Genomic DNA, 17,365 nt, shown 5'->3' with positions numbered 1-17,365 from the left:
ACGGTTGCCCGATAGGCGGGACGTGAGTGGGGCGGGCGGGGCTCGAACCCGCGACCAATGGATTATGAGTCCACGGCTCTAACCGACTGAGCTACCGCCCCTGACCGCCGCATTCCTGCGCGGGCTCGGGTGATGTTATCGCTTCGGGCGCGTTGATGCCTACTCCGCCCCGCCCGGGGCGTGAATCCCGTGCCGATCGGGTGCCCGCGCGTGCCGAATGATCGTGGAAGACTCGGGCTGGACCGGAGGCGGTTGCTTTCGGTCCCGATCCGACCGAGTGCAGGAGGATTCGATGGCCAGTCTGTTCACGAGGGTGCTGCGGGCCCACCAGTGGCTCTACGAGAAGAGCGGGGGTGTGGTGGGGCATCGGCTGTTGTTCGGCAACCCCACGCTGCTGTTGCGGACGGTGGGGCGGAAGACGGGGGTGGAGCGGACGAATGCGTTGACCTATGCGCGGGATGGGAAGGACTATCTGGTTACCGCGTCCAATGGCGGGTCGCCGCGGCCGCCGGGGTGGTTGGCGAATGTGAAGGCCAAGGGGGACTGTGAGATTCAGGTGGGGACCACACGGATTCCGGTGACGGGACGGGCCACGTATCCGGAGGATCCGGAGTACGCGCGGCGGTGGGCGCTGGTGGACGAGGTCAACAAGGGCAGGTACAGCGCGTATCAGCAGCAGACGTCGCGGCCGATCGCGGTGGTGGTGCTCAGCCCCAGGTAGTCGGACAAATTGGACACGGGGCTATGGGTCGGCTACTCTCGGCCGCGAGGGGAGTACTTCCCAAGCATCACTCCGGTCAGTACGGATCGCGCCGTCGCGATCCCCGGATGATCACCTGCGGCTCTCGCGGGTGAAGGAGACCTCGGCTGGTTATCCATGTCCGAGGAGTCTCGTTGTCCGATCTATCTGTGCTCGCCGCCTCCGCGAATGTCGAATCCGTTGGTACGCCCGGTTTGTGGGCGTTGACCATTGTCGGCGTGCTCGGTCTGCTGGTGCTGGATTTCGTCCTGACGCGACGACCGCACGAGGTGTCCATGCGGGAGGCGCTGGGATGGACCGTCTTCTACATCGCCCTGCCCGTCGCGTTCGGCGTATACCTGTGGGTGAGTAGGGGTTCCACGCCGGGCGTGGAGTTCTTCACCGGCTATCTGCTCGAGAAATCGCTGTCGGTGGACAACCTGTTCGTCTTCATGCTGCTGTTGACGGCCTTCGCGGTGCCCGCGGCGCTGGCGCAGCGGGTGCTGCTGTTCGGCATCGCGGGCGCGCTGGTGCTGCGCGGCATCTTCATCGCGCTGGGCGCGGCGGCGCTGGCCACGCTGGACTGGGCGTTTCTGCTGTTCGGACTGATCCTGCTGGTCACCGCGATCAAGCTGATCCTCGACGCTATCGGCGGCGGCGAGACCGAGATCGACGTGAACTCCATGAAGTCGGTGCGGCTGATGCGCAGGTTCATGCCGGTCACCGACGGCTACCGCGGCACCCGGCTGACCATCGTGGAGCACGGCAAGCGCGCCCTGACCCCGCTGGCGCTGGTGGTCGCCGCCGTCATGGCCACCGATCTGGTGTTCGCGGTGGACTCGGTGCCGGCCGTCTACGGCGTCACGGGTGACCCGTTCCTGGTGTTCGCCACCAACGCGTTCGCGCTACTCGGTTTGCGCGCACTGTATTTCGTGCTGCACGCCGCGCTGACGCGCCTGGTGCACCTGGTCTACGGCCTGGCCGTCATCCTCGCCTTCATCGGCGTGAAGCTGGTGCTGCACTGGGCCCACGACATCTGGAGCGGCGTGCCGACCATCCCGACGCCGGCATCGCTGGGCGTGATCGTGGCGGTGCTGACGACGGTGACGCTCACCAGCCTGTACGCCACGCGCGACCTTGATACCCGCGACCGTGCCGCCGTACGGTGAATCGTGTTGCGTGGACTCGGCAATCGCCCTCGAATCGCCCGGATCAACAGTGCGGTGGACGCGCTGGAACTCCCGGACGCGATATTCAAGACCTGCCCCTGGCAGCCGCGCGAGCTGGTGGAAACCGGTCTGCGGCAGTGGCTGCGGTGCTGCGGCGCGGCGTTGCGCGACGATCAGGTGATCGGCATGCCGTCCCATGCCGTGGACGAGGCGTGGCACGGGCTCATCCTGTGCACGCTGCGGTACCAGCGCTTCTGCGGCACCGCGTACGGGCGCTTCCTGCACCACTTTCCGGAGGGCGAGGGCTCCCGCGGCGCGGTCGTCGATCCCATGACGGATCAGCTCGGCCGCACCGTGGTGGCGTGGTCGATGGTCGCCCGGCCCGGTGAGAGCTGTGTGCTGTGGGATCTGGATTCCCGGGTGGGCGTCGCGCGACCGTGGGGTATTCCCGCGGAGCGCGTCGCCCTGATCGAGGAATCGCTACGGGCGGATGCGCGGTAGCGATGCGGATGGCGGTGGTTCAGCTGCCGCCGCCCCCGCAACCGCCGCCACCACCCCCGCAGCCGGAGCTGCCACTGCTACCGGAATCGCCGCCGCCCCAGTCGCTTCCCCCGGAACCGCTCCCGCCCCAGTCGCTTCCCCCGCCCGCATAGCCGCCGCCGGCGGCGTACCCGCCCGAGCGTCGATACGTGTCCGATCGTGAGCTCCCATGGCTGTACCGCTGCCGCCGACTGTTCTCCGAGTTCCGCTTGACGGACCGGATGAACAACCCGATCACCGATCCCACCAGCAGCACTGCCACGAGAAATAACAACAGATCCATATCGTTCCCCTCCCCCGGGTGCCGACGTCTTCGATTGTCGGATAGCAAAACGCTACCAGTCCCGACCGACACCGCGCAGACCCATTTTCCGGGTCAGGTCAGCTTGACCCGGGCCGCGAAGAAGCGGGCGATGGCCGGGGCGAACCGGTTGAAGCGGTATTGCAGGTGGGCTTCGGGGGTCACCGGGACCACGTCGCGTCCCTTCTCCACGGCCTTGACGATCTGGGCGGCGACCTTCTCCGGACCGTAGCGCCGGGCCGCGTACAGCTTGTCGTAGCGCCGCTGCTTGGCGGCTTCCTCATCGGCGGAGACGCCCGAGAAGCGGGTGGTGGCAACGATATTGGTGTGCACGATGCCGGGGCAGATGGTGTGCACGCCGATGCCCTTGCCCGCCAGTTCCGCGCGCAGGCAGTCGGAGAACATGAAGACGGCCGACTTGCTGGTGGAGTAGGCGCTGAAGCCGCGCTGCGGGGTGTAGGCGGCCATCGAGGACAGGTTGACGATATGTCCGCCGAGTCCGCGCTCGGCCATGGGCTTGCCGAAGGCGCGGCAGCCGTTGACGACGCCGTGCAGGTTGATGTTCAGTACCCGGTCGAATTCCGCCGCGGGCGTGTCGAGGAAGTCCCCGGCCTGGCCGACTCCGGCGTTGTTGATCAGGATGTCGGGCACCCCGTGGGCGGCGATCACGGTGGCGGCGTGTTCGCCGACGGCCGCCGCATCCGCCACGTCCAGTTGGTAGGCGTGTGCCGTACCCCCTTCGCGCGCGATGAGTTCCGCGGTTTCCTTGGCGGCGTCGAGGTTGATGTCGGAGAGCACCACCTCGGCTCCCTTGCGGGCGAAGGCGAGCGCGGTCTCCCGGCCGATGCCGCTGCCGCCGCCGGTGATGACCAGCAGCTGATCCTCGAATTCGCGTTGCTGCCCGCCGACTTCGGCCCGCCGCAGCCCACGGGCGGCCGTCCCGGTGCGCACTGATTCGATCATCTCGGCGGTGGCGGTGGCCAGCAGCTCGGGGTGGGAGAACGGCAGCCAGTGCCCGCCGCCGACCTCGCGGCGGAACAGGGTGGGGGCCCAGTCCCGCTCGTTGTCGTAACCGGCGGGACGCACCGCCACATCGCGGCGCGCGATGATCAGCTGCACCGGCACCTCGGTGCGGCGTTCCCGCGGATCCGCAAGGCGGCGCGGGATATTCGCGCGGTAGATGCGCATACCGTCGAAGAAGTCGCGCCGGAACTCGGGGCCGAGCGTGATGTTCGCGGGTGAGGTCTCGTTCATCAGCCCGACGAATCGCGACCACATCTTCTCGGTCCCCAGCGGCTTGAGCACCACGCGCGGCACCCCGGGGGTCATGAAGAGCCCGGTGTAGAGCGAGGACAGCAGCTGCGTGAACGGCCCCCACACCTTGCCGCGCGCGAGTTCGCCGCGCACCCACGCGCCCAGGTGGTCGAGATTGGGGCCGGACACCGAGGTGAAGGAGGCCACGCGCGCGGCGGCCCGCGGCTCGCAGACGGCCTCCCACACCTGGACCGAACCCCAGTCGTGGGCGAGCACGTGGACGGGCCGGTCCGGGCTCACCGCGTCGGCGACGGCGAAGAAGTCGGAGGCGAACCGCTCCAGCCGATAGTCCTCGGTGCGGTCGGTGCGGGTGGAGCGCCCGTGGCCGCGGGTGTCGTAGGTGACGACGTGGAAGCGGTCGGCCAGCAGTGGCACCACGCGATCCCACAGGTGGTTGTCGTCGGGCCAGCCGTGCACCAGCAGCACGGTCTCGTTCGACGGCTCCCCGTATTCGTAGACGGCGATATCGAAGTCGTCATTGCGCACCAGCCGCTGGGACGCCGGGGTGATGGTCGGTTGATCGGTCACGATCGTCTCCTGGGGTGGGGTGCTAGAGATCCAGCACCAGTCGTTCACCGCCGCAGCGGGATACACAGATGAGCATGTCGCCCGCCGCGCGCTCGGCGTCGGTGAGCACGGTGTCGCGATGGTCGACGTCGGCCGACAACGCCGTCACTCGGCAGGTGCGGCAGAAGCCCTGTCGGCACGAATACGCCACGTCCGGGCGGACTTTCAGCACTTCCTCGAGGACCGACTTGTCGGCGGGCACGTCGATGACCGTGCCGCTGCGGGCCAGCTCGACATGGAAGGCGGTGCCGTTCACGACCGGCGGCGCGGAGAAGCGCTCGGAATACAGTTCCACACCCGGCAGCCGGCAGACCGTCGCGGCGACGACCTGGGTCATCACCACCGGGCCGCAGCAGTACACCGAGGTGTCGCTGCCCGCGCCGCGCAGCAGGTCGTCGGCCGTGGGCAAGCCGTGTTCGTCGTCGGTGCGGACCTCGACCCGGGAGCCGAAGGACTCCACCTCGTCGAGGAAGGGAATGGTGTCGCGGGAGCGCCCGGCGTACACCATGCTCCACTCCACGCCGAGTCGGTCCGCCATGCGCATCATGGGCAGAATCGGGGTGATGCCGATGCCGCCCGCCACGAAATGCACTCGGCTGGCAGATGATCCGTGTCCGGGCAGCACGAAGGGGAAGGCATTGCGCGGCCCGCGCACGGTCACCGGCGTGCCGACCGGCAGCGCCTCGTGCACCTCCCGCGAACCGCCGAGTCCGTCGGGGATGCGCCGCACCGCGATGCGGTAGCTGTGCCGGTCGGCGGGATCGCCGCACAGCGAGTACTGCCGCACCTTGCCGGAGGGCAGTTCCAGGTCCAGATGCGCACCCGGCCGCCAGGCGGGCAGCTCACGGCCGTCGGGGGCGGTGAACACGATGCTGACGACGTCGTTGTCCCGGGCCTCGACGCGGCGTTCGGTGACGATCAGCGGCGTGCGCCGGTCGTCGACCCGCACACGGGGGGCTCTGCGATTGACGACGGTGGTCCAGCGCAGCCTGGTTTCGGCGATTCTGTCCAGTACCCGGGTGGCGCGGTCGCTGCGCGGCTTGCCGAACAGATCGAGCGGCGCTGCGGTGGGCACCGGCCGTGATGCCGTCACGATGCCGCCGCGCGCCGCGCCGCCGGGGACTGGGCGAGGTAGGCGATGGCCTGTGCGGTGGAGCCGACCGTCTCCGGGCTGTAGCCGGGTTTGAACGTGGACAGCGCGCTCACCAGCAGCGACGGCACGCCGGGCAGCGCACCCCGCCACATGGACGCGAAGATCCGGGCGACGAGCATGGGGTAGCGGTGGTTGGGCAGTGACTCGTCCTGGTGAACCAGGTATTTGGTGCCGCGCAGCAGCAACGCGATGAAGATCGGGAAGACCAGCAGCATGAGCGCGCCGCGGCGCACGTAGCCGACCTCGAAGTATTCGGCGACATCATGGGCGACCATGCGGTGCTCGACCTCTTCGGCCCCGTGCCAGCGGAACAGATCCAGCATCTGCGGATCGGCGTCGAACCGCTCGAGATCGGCGTTGATCACCCAGTCGCCGAGGAAGGCGAAGAAGTGTTCGAGGGTGGCGATGAAGCCGAGCCGTTCCACCAGATGCTGGCGCTCGGCGGCCTCGGTGTCGAACTCGCGCGGTCCGAGCGTCTTGCGGAAGAGGTATTCCGCCTGCCGCACATACGGTTCCACGTCGATGCCGTGGGTCTTCAGCACGTTCTCGAGGACGCCGTTGTGGCTCTCGGCGTGCATGGACTCCTGGCCGATGAAGCCGATCATGGCCTCGCGCAGTTTCTCGTCCTGCACCAGCGGCAGGGCCTCGCCGAAGGTGACCAGGAACATGCGTTCCCCCTCGGGCAGCAGCATGCTCAGGGCATTGAGCACATGGGAGGCGACCGGCTCCCGCCGCATCCAGACGGGCTCGGTGGCGGCCCAGTCGAACTGGACATTGCGCGCGTTGAGGGCTACCTCGCCGGGATCGGTCGTCGCCGTGCGGCGGCCCAAAATCGGAAGTAGCTTCATCGATACTCCTGGTCATCGTCGTACCCGCGACCGGGGGTGATGCCCCGCGACCGCCGTTGCTACGTGAGCGTAGCAATAGTGTAGCCGTTTATGCGACCGGGAGTAACAGCTATATTTCCCGCCCTGCGCGGGCCGGCGCACGACAATACCGGCACTAGGGTTCGAACCATGACCGCGCAAGCCCCGCAGATCGTGGTGATGGGAGTGGCGGGCTCCGGGAAGACGACCGTCGGGACACTGCTCGCCCACGCGCTGGGCGTCGAATACGGCGAGGGCGACGACTTCCACCCGGAAGCCAATGTGGCCAAGATGGCGGCCGGGGTACCGCTGGACGACGCCGACCGCGCACCCTGGCTGGACGCACTGGCCCGCTGGCTGGCCGACCGGCAGCACACGGGCGCGGTCCTGACCTGCTCGGCGCTGAAGCAGACCTATCGCGATCGACTGCGCGCGGCCGCGCCCGACCTGTACTTCGTGCACCTGGCCGCGCCCCGGGAGGAGTTGGAGCGCCGGCTCACCTCCCGCCGGGGGCATTTCATGGGGGTACGCATGCTCGACTCCCAGCTCGCGGTGCTCCGCCCGCTGACCGACGACGAATCCGGGATCACCCTGGACGCCACGCTGCCCCCGGGCGAACTGGTGGAGCAGGTCCTCGCGGCCGTTCCCACCGGCGTCGCATAGGTCCCGGCGAGGTGGGCGGCACCCCGAGGATGGAGAACCCCGTGCGGCCACCCGTGCCGACCGCGCTCGGGGCGCTTCACATAGTCAGCACGGTCCGCCCCACCGCGGCGCGTGCTTCGATCGCCGCGTGCGCCGCCGATGCCCGGTCGAGCGGAAAGGTCTGGCCGACCACGACTTCCAGCCGTCCGGCCGCCACCTCGGCGAGGGCGCGGCCGAGAGCGGGCTCCCAATCGATATCGGAGTTGGTGAGTTCCATCAAGCCCACGATGGTGATGTCCCGGGCGGCCGCGGCGTCGGGATCGAATTCCGCGAAACCGCCTGCGGCATTGCCGAATCCGATGATGAGCGAACCGTGCGCCATGGTCGACAGCGCCTGGCGGCCGAGATCCCCTCCAGCGCCGTCGAAGACGATGTCGACACCGGCCCCGCCCAGGGCGGAACGCACCCGATCGGTCCAATCGGGCTCGGTGTAGTCGACCACTGTATCGGCTCCCAGACGTTGCGCCAGTTGGAGTTTCGCCCCACCACGAGCAGCGGCGACGACGGTCGCACCGGCCGCCTTGGCGAGTTGGACCAGCAGGGTTCCGACGCCGCCCCCGGCCGCGGTCACCAGCACCCGTGAGCCCGGCGCGATTTTCGCCACCGCCGCCACGGTGAAGGCGGTGCGCCCGTCGTGCACCAGCGCGGCCGCCCGCGTGAAGTCCACGCCCTCGGGAATCTCGACCAGGGACTCGGCCTCCGCCACGGCCCGCTCCGCGTAGCCGCCGACCGGTTTGCCGCCGCCGACGGCACTGGCCACGGTCTTGGTGGCGACCCGCCGCCCGATCCAGCTGCCGTCGACGCCCGCGCCGACCGCGCTCACCACACCCGCGACCGCACCACCCGGCACATAGGGCGGCGCGACCGGAAAGAAGTCCACTCCCCCGCCGCCGCGCAGCACCACATCGAGGAACATCACATCTGCCGCCGCCACATCGACGACCACCTCACCCGGACCGGCCACCGGATCGGCGATCTCGGTCACCGTCAGCACCTCGGGACCGCCGAATGCCTTCGCCTCGACTGCTCGCATTGTCCTTGCCTCCCTGTTGTTCTCAGGTATCTCCAACGACCTCCATCCTGGAACCCGAAGATATGTTCAGGTCAAGGCCGTCGCACCGATTTCGCATTGGGCGAACGATCGGTTAAGCTAGCCGAGCTTCCGAGATCGCGAGATCGAAGGACAGTCCTGGCCCCGTCGTCTAGCGGCCTAGGACGCCGCCCTCTCAAGGCGGTAGCGCGGGTTCAAATCCCGTCGGGGCTACAGCGAAGGCTCCCGGTCGAATCAGACCGGGAGCCTTCTTCTTTCCGCCGACAAGGTCACGGAACGCACTCGAATCGTCCACCGCCGTCCCCGGTATGTGCAGGCGCAAGCGACGTTCGCATCGGCCCGCTCCCCCGGGGTACACCGGAATCGGGAGGACACGCCATGGGCACCAACCGATCCTGGGACACCATCACCGGCGCGCTCGACCGGGTCAGCGGCCCCGGCCGCACCAGCGGCGCGTGGACCCGCTACCTGTGCCCGGTGCACGAGGGGGACGGACGCCGCCACCACCCCTCGCTCGGGGTCGTCTACGACCGGAAGCAGGGACGCACCGTCGTGCGCTGTTTCGCCGGATGCCCGGACGAACAGGTACTGGAACGGCTCGGACTGCGGGTGCGCGATCTGTTCGACCGACCGCTCCCCCACGCCGGACGCGCGCCGCGACCGCGGCCGGAACCATCGATCGCCGACCGCGCCCTGCTCGCCGCCGGGCTGCCGCTCGCCACGCCCACCCGCGATCTCGGCCGCCAGCTCGGCGCGCCCCGCCGTGTCGCCGTCTACGTGTACGAACGGCTCGACGGGCAGCCGGCGGGCCGTGTCCATCGCATGCACGTTCCCCATGAGCGCGGCCGGGCGAAAGCCTTCTGGCAGCAGCGCATGACCGACGGCGGTTGGCGGCGCGGCGGATTCGCGCGCATCCCCTTCCAGCTGCCGACGATCGCGCCCGCCGTGCGCGCGGGTGCCGACATCTTCGTCTGCGAGGGCGAACGGGATGTGCTCACCGCCCGCCACTGCGGGGCGTACGCCACCTGCAATGCGGGCGGCGCGCTCGGCTGGCACCCCGAACACGCGGCCTGGCTGCGCGGGGCGCGGCGGGTGATCATCGTCGCCGACCGGGACGCGCCGGGATATCGGCGGGCCGTGCGGGTGGCGGCGACGCTGCTGGGCTCGGTCGGGCAGTTGCGCGTGGTCGAGGCGCGGGACGGCAAGGACCTCACCGATCACTGCGACGCCGGACATCAGATCAGCGAGCTCGATCCGGTGCCGCTGCTGGACGCCCACTATCGGCGACGCCGCTGAGGGCTATTGCTCGCCCGGAACGGCCGCCAGGATCAGCACCAGCAGCGGCGGCGCCGCCGCGAGCGCCGCGCAGGCCGTCAGGTAGAACCACTTGTGCTCGAACAGGATGCCGACGAACTCGCGCAGCACGGCGCTCGGCAGGTAGTACAGCGCGGTCGGCGACCCCACCACCGTGGCGTCCAAACCCATTCGCCGCGCCAGTATCGCGGTGCGCAGGGCGTGGAAATTGCTCGTCACCAACAGCATTCGGGTGCTGATACCGCGCTCGGCGAGCAGCTGCCGGGTGAACAGCAGGTTCTCGCGCGTGGTCGCGGAACGGTCCTCCCGCAGGATGGCGGCGTCGGGCAGACCCCGGTCCGCGAGGTAGCCCGCCATGGCGTCGGCCTCGGCCAGCTCCTCGTCGGAGCCCTTGCCGCCGCTGGTGACCAGCAGCGGCCGGTACCCGGCGGCGATCTCGGCCGCGTACACCTCGAGCGCCTTGTCGAGACGGCTTGCCAGCAGCGGTGGCACCCGCGAACCGATCAGGCCCGAACCGTGCACCACGATCGCGCCCACGCCGCGCCGCGCGGGCAGTCGCAGATAGACGAACGAATACAGCAGGAAGGCCAGCAACAGGAAGCCGATATAACTGACCACCAGCGTGCCCGAGGCCAGCACGACCGCGAGCCACAGGTTTCCGCTGACGAGCGCCACCACGAACAGCACATACGGCGCGATCAGGGCGATACCGAGTCCGAGGGACAGCAGATTCGCGACCCGCCGCCCCTCCCGACGCACCATTTGCACGCCATTCGCCACGAGCAGACCGGCGAGTACCAATACCAGCAGCGGCGACAGGATCACCAGCAATGCGGCAAGTACGGCGAGCAGGCTGCCGGAGTCGAAATCCACCACGCCGATCACGCTGAACATGAGCGCGAAGAGCAGCACCACCCCGTTGACCAGCCGCCGCGGCTCCCTGACGACGAGGACAGCGAATATCCCCAGCAGGGCGAGGCCGAGCAGCAGCGCTATCACTCCGCCACGGTAACCGCGGCGGAGCTCGCCGCCCCGGCTCGGCGCGCCGCGGCACGGACGGTCACCGGAAATTCGCGCAACCACATCCTCGGCGCTGCGCTCTCGGCAAAAGGGAGCGTAAGCCGCATAGCGGACAACATATTCCAACTCGACCGAAGAAAACCGAAATCGGCTCTAGGCTCGATTCCAGCAACCCCGAGTGTGCTGGCAATTTGCCATGCTTCTATCCAGCAGTCGGCCATCGTCGGGAAGACCGGTCGTGACCCGCGTCGACCGGTAGCGGTCAGGAGGTGCTGTGGTCACGATCATCGGCGGCGGAATCGCCGGAACAGTCCTGGCGGGAGCGCTGGCCTGCCATGAGCGGACAGCCCGGGTCTTCGAGCGGCGCGCCCCGCACGGTGACGGCGCGTTCCTCGTCCTCGACCGGCATGCTCATGATGTGCTGGCCGAACTCGAAGTTCCGTCGGCCGCACTGCTGGCCGCGTCGTATCCGGTATCCGGCTTCCGCTTCCACTACCTGGCACCGGACCGCGGCCAACTGAGCAGTCGCGGACATCGGCTGTATCGGCGACCCGAACTCATGCGCGCGCTCACCGAATTCGCCCGCGGCGCGGGAGCCGACCTCCATTTCGACACGCCGGTCACCGATATCGACCCGAGCAGCGGCACCGTGCGCAGCGGCAATCATGTCGTCGCCATCGACGACCTGGTGATCGCCGCCGACGGCGTCGATTCCGTGGGGCGTGCCCGGCTGGAACCCGAACGCACTCCGGAATACGCCGGGCAGGTCATCTTCTACGGCGCCACGACCGCACCCGTCCGCCTGTCGACCGAGCCCTCGGTCCTGCACTTCGACGGCCGCCTCGGCGCGGGCATCCTGCCGACCAGCAGCTTCGGACACTTCTGGAACGACGAGGCCGCCTTCTGGTTCGCGCGCCTGACCCGGCCGCCGATACCCCAGCGTGAGACCGGATTCCATCCGGTCACGGTCTGGGCAGAGCATATTCGCGCCGCCGCGCCCAGTGTCGACATCATCGACCGGCTGCTCGAGCACACCGAGACCCTGCACGTCTCCAATGCCCGAACGGTCCCCTTCGACACCGCGAAGCCGCCGCAGCCGCCGCTGATCCTGTGCGGCGACGCCGACCACGCCATCACCCCCGCCGCCGGGCGCGGTGCCTGCGAGGCCGTCGACGATGCCGACGCCCTGCATCGCGCCATCCTCACCGGATCGGATCCGGCCGCGGCCATGGCGGTGCGACGCCAGCGCATCGCGGCGGAGCGGGAGGAGGCGCGGCGACTGTACGCGCGGGCGCGCTCGTAGGGGTGGCGGGGCGGCGAGGGCAGCGCGTACGTCCTCCTCGGTGTGTGGCTGCCGGACGGCGCGTACGGTCTCCGGTGGAGAGGAGTCGTCGTGCGGGTGCTGGTTACGGGGGCCGAGGGTTATGTGGGTCGGATGGTCGTCGCGGCGTTGCGGACCGGTGGGCATCAACCGGTCGCAATGGCACGTAGACGGCCTGCCACGGAAGCGGTGCGCGAGCCGCCACCGGAGTGCGCGGATATCCGAATCGCCGACCTGCGCGACGCGGCCGCCGTGCGGGCCGCCGTGACCGGAGTCGATGCCGTCTGCCATCTGGCCGGGCTGGGGCGCGCCCGCGATTCGATGACCGATCCGCTGCGATACTTCCGCGTCAACACCGCGGGGACCCTCACCCTGCTGGAGGCCATGGCGGATGCCGGGGTGCACCGAATCGTAACGGCCTCAACGGCTTCCATCTACGGGTCACCGGAGGTCCAGCCCATGGGCGAGCAACTGCCGGACGCGCCGCCGCACCCCTACGCGAGCAGCAGACTGGCGGCCGAACTCGCCGTCGACGCGCAGGCGGGCAGCGGTCGGCTCACGGCCGCCGTGCTGCGGCTGTCGAATATCGCGGGCGGTGCGGATCCAGATCCGACCAGGCTGATTCCGCGTGCCCTCACCGCCGCGCTCGACGGCACTCCCCTGGCGGTCAACGGCGACGGCGCCTCGGTCCGCGACTACCTGCACGTGCGTGATGCCGCAGCGGCTTTCGTCGCCGCGCTCGAGCACCTGCCGCCCCTGGGCCATTCGCGGCGCTACAACATCGGTAGCGGTAAGGGCTCCAGCATTCTCGATGTGGCCGCCGCGGTGGAACTCGTCACCGGCCGCCGCGTTCCGCTCGTCCACGGCCCAGCCGTTCCCGAACCGCGCACGCTGATCGTCGACCCGAGCCGCGCCGCACACGAACTCGGCTGGACGCCGAGTACTTCCGATCTCGACTCGTTGGTTCGCGACTGCTGGTCACACCGCCGAGCCTGAGTCGCCCACGAACGGATCTCGCGGCGGCTCAACTACGTCGACCGCTCCGCAGCCGGTGCCACCAGCGGGTGCGAGTCTCGGCCGGACCACCAGCGGAGCTGTCGGCGCGGACAGGTCCGGTGGCCGTCTGCGCCGCCGCGCGGTCGCGTCGCCATCGCGCGACCACCTCGTCCGCATCCACGGGCCGGATCGGCACGGCCGGTCCGACCGGCATGCGCAGCCACTCCACAATGCGCCGATTGAGTTCCCCGACCGCTGCACGCACCTGCGTCTCCGAGTCCGCGTCGCGCACGCTCTCGTCGATCCGCTCGATATCCCGCCGCAGCAGCAGCGCGGGCGGGAGCAGTGCGTCCCCCGACACCCCCTCCCGTTTCAGGTACCCGTGCAACCACCAGTTCTCATCGACCGGCGTCCCCTCCCCTGGGATCGGCTTGCCCGCCCCGTCCAGATTGTCGAACTCACCGCGCTCGGTCGCCTCGCGAATCTGCCGATCGATCCACGATTCGAACCCCATCCCCGCCGGTTTCCGCTCAACCATGCGAACCTCCCGCTCAGGCGCGCTGCATCCGCGCCCTCACCTCGGGCCGCCGCAACGGCGGCACGGTCTTGGGCGGCACCCGCCGCTCGGGCAGGGCATCCAACAGCCGCTCGGTGGCGGCCGCGATCTCCGCCACCGCGGCGTCCACCGCGGCTCGATTACTGTCGGAGACGCTCGACAGCCCGCCGACCTTCCGCACATATTGCAGCGCGGCCGCATTGATCTCCTCCGGCGTCGCCGCCGGTTCCAGCCCTCGCAGGGCGGTGATATTTCGGCACATAACCCGAGGCTAGCGCGCCACACCGACACCCGGCAGCCCGTGATTCGAGCTGCTCGGTGTCGGTCGACGCGGCTTTCGCTATTCGAGTGCGACCCGCGCACCGCCGGAGAGCATCGAGTCGTGGAACTCGATGGCGGTAATCCGGGAACCGACTGGGATGTCGAAAATGATCGTCTTCGATATCGTCAGACCGGGATTGAGTTCCTTGTGCCCGGAATCGATCGTCACTTCCGCCATGGTGTCGTTGGTGAATTCCCGGCCCTGGTCGTCGATCGCCTTCTGGTTCTCACCGAAGTAGGTGCGCGGCTCGCCGCCGGTATTCGTGATATCGACATGAACGAGCAGATATTCGCCCTGGGCGGTCTCGGCCAGGTACCCGTCCCCGACCGACTGGGTGCGTTCGGTGCCGGTCACCACGAATTCGAACTGCCCGTCCCGCACCGGTGAACCGGCGGGCGCCGCGGAGGTACGGCGATCTTCGCTCTTGGATACTTCGTTCGCGGCGGTGCCGAGGAGTGCCATGCAGCCGCCGACCAGGGCGACGAAGGCCAGAAATACAGCGAGCAGCACCCACGGCCAGACCTTGCGTTTCCGCGGTGGCATCAGGTAGGGCGCGCCAGCAGGTTGCTGTGCCGGGTTGGGATAGCCCGGGGGTGGTGTGGTCATTGCTTCCCCACATGGTCGGGGCAGAAGGGGAGCCTCCTGCGGAACATCTGTACGGCAGGTTTGCCGTACCGGTGCTGAAACATCCGTCCGGACCGGTACCGCCGTTATCCGCTCATGAGCGGCTGGCACGGGAAGTCAGTGAAAACGACGCCGAATGGTGAATTGCTGGCCCAGGAAGTCAGCGGAGTTTTGCACAGAAGACGACCTGTGACCTGTTTGCCCATTTGTTCGTCGTCATATCGCAGACGAGATATGTAACGGGTCCGCTGCCACCGTCGAAACCCATTGCACCGCAGTCGAAATTCGAAGGGTCAACCGGTGACGTCGGAAATGCTGTCCAAAGGTCAGAATCTGCCCCTGCCCGAGGACGTCGATCGCATCGACGTCGTCATCGGATGGACGGAGTCGGAGATCGAAGTCGACGCGTCGGCGCTATTGCTCGGCGCGGACCGGAAGGTACGCGGCGACAGCGACTTCATCTTCTACAACCAACCCGAATCGGCGGACGGGTCGGTACGCATGCTGGGCACGAGCGCGACCGAGGAGGGCGCGCAGACCCGCATCGCGATCGATCTGAGCACCGTTCCCGAGCACGTCCACACCGTAGCGCTGGCGGGCAGTCTCACCACCGGCGCCTTCGGCGAGCTGGGCAAGATCGCGTTCCGCATCGTGGACGGCGCCGGGCATCCGGTGGCCGAGTACCTGTCGGGTGATGCCACGTCGGAATCGGCGTTCCTGTTCGGCGAGGTGTACCGCCGCGCCGACACCTGGAAGGTGCGCGCGGTGGGACAGGGGTGGGATTCCGGACTCGCCGGTCTGGCAACGGATTTCGGCGTCACCATCGACGACGACGCGGAGCCGGAAGCGCCGGTCGACACGGCAGTCCCCGCGGATGCGCCCGCACCATCCGGCGAAGCGTCCGCGCGCTCCGCCGAAGCGGCCACGCCGGAGGTCGGCTCCGCGGCCACCGACAAGGTCGCGAAGCCGACGCGACCCCGGGGTGTGCGCACCGCCAAACGCGTCGCCAAGAAGGCCAAGCCGATCGAATTCCGGCTCGCGGAGAGCGATACCTGGCAACCGGCCCGGCTGTTCTCGGTGGTCGGTGTGGGCGCCAGCGAGGAGCAGGAACGCCGCGCCACCTCCGCCCTGATCGCCACCATGCAGGCGGTACGACCGTTCGCACGCGGACTCTGCGCCCGAATGGGCGCTCCCGCAGGGGCTTTCGAAGGATACGTCGAGGTGCAGTACGAGCGGGCCGAGGCGAAGGTCATTCCCGACGCCGTCCTCAAGGTCGTGCGCGGCAGCCGGGTGTGGACGGGCCTGCTCGAGGTGAAGACCGGCACCGGCAAACTCGGGCGCGACCAGCTGGAGAGCTACCTCGACGTGGCGCGCCGGAAGAAGTACGACGCGGTCGTGAGCCTTTCCAACGATGTCCCCGCGGGCCCCGGCGAACTGCCGGTCGAGGTGGACCGCCGCAAACTCGCCAAGGTCGACCTGCGGCACCTGTCCTGGGCCGAGATCGCCCACGAAGCCCGCATGCTGCTGTCCTACGGCGGCATCGCCGACGAACTGCAAACGTGGATACTCGGCGAATTCCTGCGCTACCTCGAACATCCCCGTTCCGGAGCCACCGAATTCACCGATATGGGCCGCCACTGGGTCGCCGTGCGCGACGCCGTCACCGCGGGCACCCTGCGCGCCGGCGACCAGAAGGCGCTGACCGTCGCCGAACGCTGGGCATCCCTGTCCCGCCACCTCGCCCTGCGCATGACCGCCGAACTCGGCGTGGAGGTCAAACACCTGCTGCCCCGCCGGCACCGCACCGATCCGGCCGCCCGCAATGCCGCCGTCGCCGAACGTCTGGCGTCCGACGGCTCCTTCGAAGCGGTACTGCGCATCCCCGACACCGCGGGCGACCTGATCGTCGTCGCCGACATCCGCACCAACAAGATCCGCTGCCGCACCACCCTGGGCGCACCCAACGAAGGCACCGCCGGACGCCGACTGTCCTGGCTGCTCAAACAACTCGCGGACGCCCCGGGCCAGGTCCAGGTCGAAGCGGTGTTCTCCGAAAAGGGCATGGAGACCTGCGAACACCTCGACACTATCCGCGCGAACCCCAAGATCCTGACCAACGGCCGCGCCGGCGAGATCATCTCCTTCGCCCTGGAACAGACCTTCCCCCTCGGCAGCCGCCGCTCCGGCACCGCCGCCAGCTTCGTCACCAGCGTGACGGCGGCGACCGACGCCTTCTACGGAGCGGCGGTGCAGCCGCTGCGAGGGTGGGTGCCCGCGGCCCCGAAACAATCCGACCAGCCGCAGGGCGACGGGCCGGACCCGACGTGAGGCACGTCGGTGCCGAGGGCACCCGCTGTCCGAGCGACCGTCACGGCTTGGGCAATGCGTCCTCGACCGGCTTGTCCTGGACGTAATCCGACAGGCACAGCAGGTCCGCCAACGACACGTGATCACTGTCCTTCGCGGGATCGTCCCCGAAGATCGCCTGAATGACCTGCAACTGCGCTGCCTCGTCCAGCTTCGTGAACTGCCCGCACGTCACACTCAGCGGATCGTCCACCGTCGCGGGCGGCGCTGCCTGCGCGGAGGTCTTCGTAGTAGTCGTGAAAGTACTGGGCGCGGCGGATGTCGAAGTCGACGGAGATCGCGCGAGTGGACGCAAGGCCACCAACTCGTCAACACATTGAACGGAGAAACAGCGCTCCCGGAAACGAATTCAGCCTCCGACCGAACGAATCACTTCGCCGGTCAGAGGCTGATACTGCTCCCCCATCTGGACTCGAACCAGAAACCTGCCGATTAACAGTCGG

At 68.7% G+C, this 17,365-nt stretch carries 17 protein-coding genes and 2 tRNA genes; 9 read left to right on the top strand and 10 right to left on the bottom strand.

The annotated features are described in order from the left end of the window. Positions 1-27: 27 nt before the first annotated feature. A tRNA-Ile gene (locus QMO76_RS00095) sits at positions 28-101 on the bottom strand. Between the two features lie 191 nt (positions 102-292). On the opposite strand from QMO76_RS00095, the gene QMO76_RS00090 reads away from it, so the two are divergent. The 3 genes from QMO76_RS00090 (at position 293) to QMO76_RS00080 (ending at position 2,409) form a co-directional block, all read left to right on the top strand. After that, positions 293-721 (top strand): nitroreductase/quinone reductase family protein, encoded by a 429-nt coding sequence (locus QMO76_RS00090; RefSeq protein WP_306359052.1) that lies wholly within the window; start codon positions 293-295, stop codon positions 719-721. A gap of 173 nt (positions 722-894) precedes the next feature. Then, entirely contained in the window at positions 895-1,908 is a 1,014-nt protein-coding gene (locus tag QMO76_RS00085; RefSeq protein ID WP_306359051.1) for a TerC/Alx family metal homeostasis membrane protein, read from the top strand. Positions 1,909-1,911: 3 nt separating this feature from the next. Further along, entirely contained in the window at positions 1,912-2,409 is a 498-nt protein-coding gene (locus QMO76_RS00080) for a hypothetical protein (protein WP_306359050.1), read from the top strand. A 415-nt stretch (positions 2,410-2,824) separates the two neighbouring features. Here the strand turns inward: QMO76_RS00080 and QMO76_RS00075 are convergent, their stop codons facing one another. From QMO76_RS00075 to QMO76_RS00065, 3 genes are read right to left on the bottom strand one after another with little or no spacing between them, the layout of a single operon-like run. Then, positions 2,825-4,594, bottom strand: coding sequence for an SDR family oxidoreductase (locus QMO76_RS00075; protein ID WP_306359629.1), 1,770 nt, complete (start codon positions 4,592-4,594; stop codon positions 2,825-2,827). Positions 4,595-4,613: 19 nt separating this feature from the next. Then, entirely contained in the window at positions 4,614-5,723 is a 1,110-nt protein-coding gene (locus tag QMO76_RS00070; RefSeq protein ID WP_306359049.1) for a PDR/VanB family oxidoreductase, read from the bottom strand. After that, complete coding sequence (locus QMO76_RS00065) at positions 5,720-6,631, bottom strand: metal-dependent hydrolase (protein WP_306359048.1); 912 nt, start codon at positions 6,629-6,631, stop codon at positions 5,720-5,722. The genes QMO76_RS00070 and QMO76_RS00065 overlap by 4 nt, the downstream gene beginning before the upstream one ends. 168 nt (positions 6,632-6,799) lie before the next feature. Here QMO76_RS00065 and QMO76_RS00060 point away from each other — a divergent pair, with 168 nt between their 5' ends. Then, a complete protein-coding gene (locus QMO76_RS00060; protein ID WP_306359047.1) occupies positions 6,800-7,312 on the top strand; it encodes a gluconokinase in 513 nt (170 codons plus the stop codon). A gap of 76 nt (positions 7,313-7,388) precedes the next feature. Here the strand turns inward: QMO76_RS00060 and QMO76_RS00055 are convergent, their stop codons facing one another. Continuing rightward, entirely contained in the window at positions 7,389-8,384 is a 996-nt protein-coding gene (locus QMO76_RS00055) for a zinc-binding dehydrogenase (protein ID WP_306359046.1), read from the bottom strand. Positions 8,385-8,542: 158 nt separating this feature from the next. On the opposite strand from QMO76_RS00055, the gene QMO76_RS00050 reads away from it, so the two are divergent. Together QMO76_RS00050 and QMO76_RS00045 are read left to right on the top strand one after the other, a co-directional pair. Beyond that, positions 8,543-8,615, top strand: a tRNA-Glu gene (locus QMO76_RS00050). A 165-nt stretch (positions 8,616-8,780) separates the two neighbouring features. Then, complete coding sequence (locus tag QMO76_RS00045) at positions 8,781-9,698, top strand: toprim domain-containing protein (protein ID WP_306359045.1); 918 nt, start codon at positions 8,781-8,783, stop codon at positions 9,696-9,698. Between the two features lie 3 nt (positions 9,699-9,701). Here QMO76_RS00045 and QMO76_RS00040 read toward each other — a convergent pair whose 3' ends face one another. After that, positions 9,702-10,715: a YdcF family protein gene (locus QMO76_RS00040; RefSeq protein ID WP_306359044.1), complete on the bottom strand. Its 1,014-nt coding sequence runs from the start codon at positions 10,713-10,715 to the stop codon at positions 9,702-9,704. 295 nt (positions 10,716-11,010) lie between these two features. On the opposite strand from QMO76_RS00040, the gene QMO76_RS00035 reads away from it, so the two are divergent. Continuing rightward, the gene (locus QMO76_RS00035; protein ID WP_306359043.1) at positions 11,011-12,039 is read left to right on the top strand and encodes an NAD(P)/FAD-dependent oxidoreductase; all 1,029 of its coding nucleotides are present in this window, start codon (positions 11,011-11,013) and stop codon (positions 12,037-12,039) included. 42 nt (positions 12,040-12,081) lie between these two features. Next, a complete protein-coding gene (locus QMO76_RS00030) occupies positions 12,082-13,053 on the top strand; it encodes an NAD-dependent epimerase/dehydratase family protein (protein WP_306359042.1) in 972 nt (323 codons plus the stop codon). Positions 13,054-13,081: 28 nt separating this feature from the next. Here QMO76_RS00030 and QMO76_RS00025 read toward each other — a convergent pair whose 3' ends face one another. From QMO76_RS00025 to QMO76_RS00015, 3 genes are all read right to left on the bottom strand, one after another. Beyond that, the gene (locus tag QMO76_RS00025) at positions 13,082-13,591 is read right to left on the bottom strand and encodes a DUF1992 domain-containing protein (protein WP_306359041.1); all 510 of its coding nucleotides are present in this window, start codon (positions 13,589-13,591) and stop codon (positions 13,082-13,084) included. A 13-nt stretch (positions 13,592-13,604) separates the two neighbouring features. Beyond that, positions 13,605-13,871 (bottom strand): DUF2277 domain-containing protein, encoded by a 267-nt coding sequence (locus tag QMO76_RS00020; protein WP_306359040.1) that lies wholly within the window; start codon positions 13,869-13,871, stop codon positions 13,605-13,607. A 78-nt stretch (positions 13,872-13,949) separates the two neighbouring features. After that, on the bottom strand, positions 13,950-14,537 hold the full coding sequence (locus tag QMO76_RS00015) for a DUF4352 domain-containing protein (RefSeq protein ID WP_306359039.1): 588 nt from the start codon (positions 14,535-14,537) through the stop codon (positions 13,950-13,952). A 318-nt stretch (positions 14,538-14,855) separates the two neighbouring features. On the opposite strand from QMO76_RS00015, the gene QMO76_RS00010 reads away from it, so the two are divergent. Then, positions 14,856-16,883 carry a TerD family protein gene (locus QMO76_RS00010; protein WP_306359038.1) on the top strand — a complete coding sequence of 676 codons (2,028 nt, stop codon included), beginning with the start codon at positions 14,856-14,858 and terminating at the stop codon, positions 16,881-16,883. Positions 16,884-16,923: 40 nt separating this feature from the next. Here QMO76_RS00010 and QMO76_RS00005 read toward each other — a convergent pair whose 3' ends face one another. After that, positions 16,924-17,115 (bottom strand): hypothetical protein, encoded by a 192-nt coding sequence (locus tag QMO76_RS00005; protein WP_306359037.1) that lies wholly within the window; start codon positions 17,113-17,115, stop codon positions 16,924-16,926. Between the last annotated feature and the right edge of the window lie 250 nt (positions 17,116-17,365).

Origin of the sequence: Nocardia sp. CC227C (genome assembly GCF_030767025.1) — a bacterium.
Taxonomy (GTDB): domain Bacteria; phylum Actinomycetota; class Actinomycetes; order Mycobacteriales; family Mycobacteriaceae; genus Nocardia.
The sequence above is the reverse complement of the archived record's forward strand: the minus strand, read 5'-3'. Positions and strand labels throughout refer to the sequence as shown.

What these genes read in the sequence shown, in the direction of transcription:
- QMO76_RS00020 (WP_306359040.1), bottom strand. Translation starts at nt 13,871, where the DNA reads ATGTGCCGAAATATCACCGCCCTGCGAGGGCTGGAACCGGCGGCGACG.
- QMO76_RS00055 (WP_306359046.1), bottom strand. Translation starts at nt 8,384, where the DNA reads ATGCGAGCAGTCGAGGCGAAGGCATTCGGCGGTCCCGAGGTGCTGACG.
- QMO76_RS00060 (WP_306359047.1), top strand. Translation starts at nt 6,800, where the DNA reads ATGACCGCGCAAGCCCCGCAGATCGTGGTGATGGGAGTGGCGGGCTCC.
- QMO76_RS00045 (WP_306359045.1), top strand. Translation starts at nt 8,781, where the DNA reads ATGGGCACCAACCGATCCTGGGACACCATCACCGGCGCGCTCGACCGG.
- QMO76_RS00090 (WP_306359052.1), top strand. Translation starts at nt 293, where the DNA reads ATGGCCAGTCTGTTCACGAGGGTGCTGCGGGCCCACCAGTGGCTCTAC.
- QMO76_RS00065 (WP_306359048.1), bottom strand. Translation starts at nt 6,631, where the DNA reads ATGAAGCTACTTCCGATTTTGGGCCGCCGCACGGCGACGACCGATCCC.
- QMO76_RS00015 (WP_306359039.1), bottom strand. Translation starts at nt 14,537, where the DNA reads ATGACCACACCACCCCCGGGCTATCCCAACCCGGCACAGCAACCTGCT.
- QMO76_RS00025 (WP_306359041.1), bottom strand. Translation starts at nt 13,591, where the DNA reads ATGGTTGAGCGGAAACCGGCGGGGATGGGGTTCGAATCGTGGATCGAT.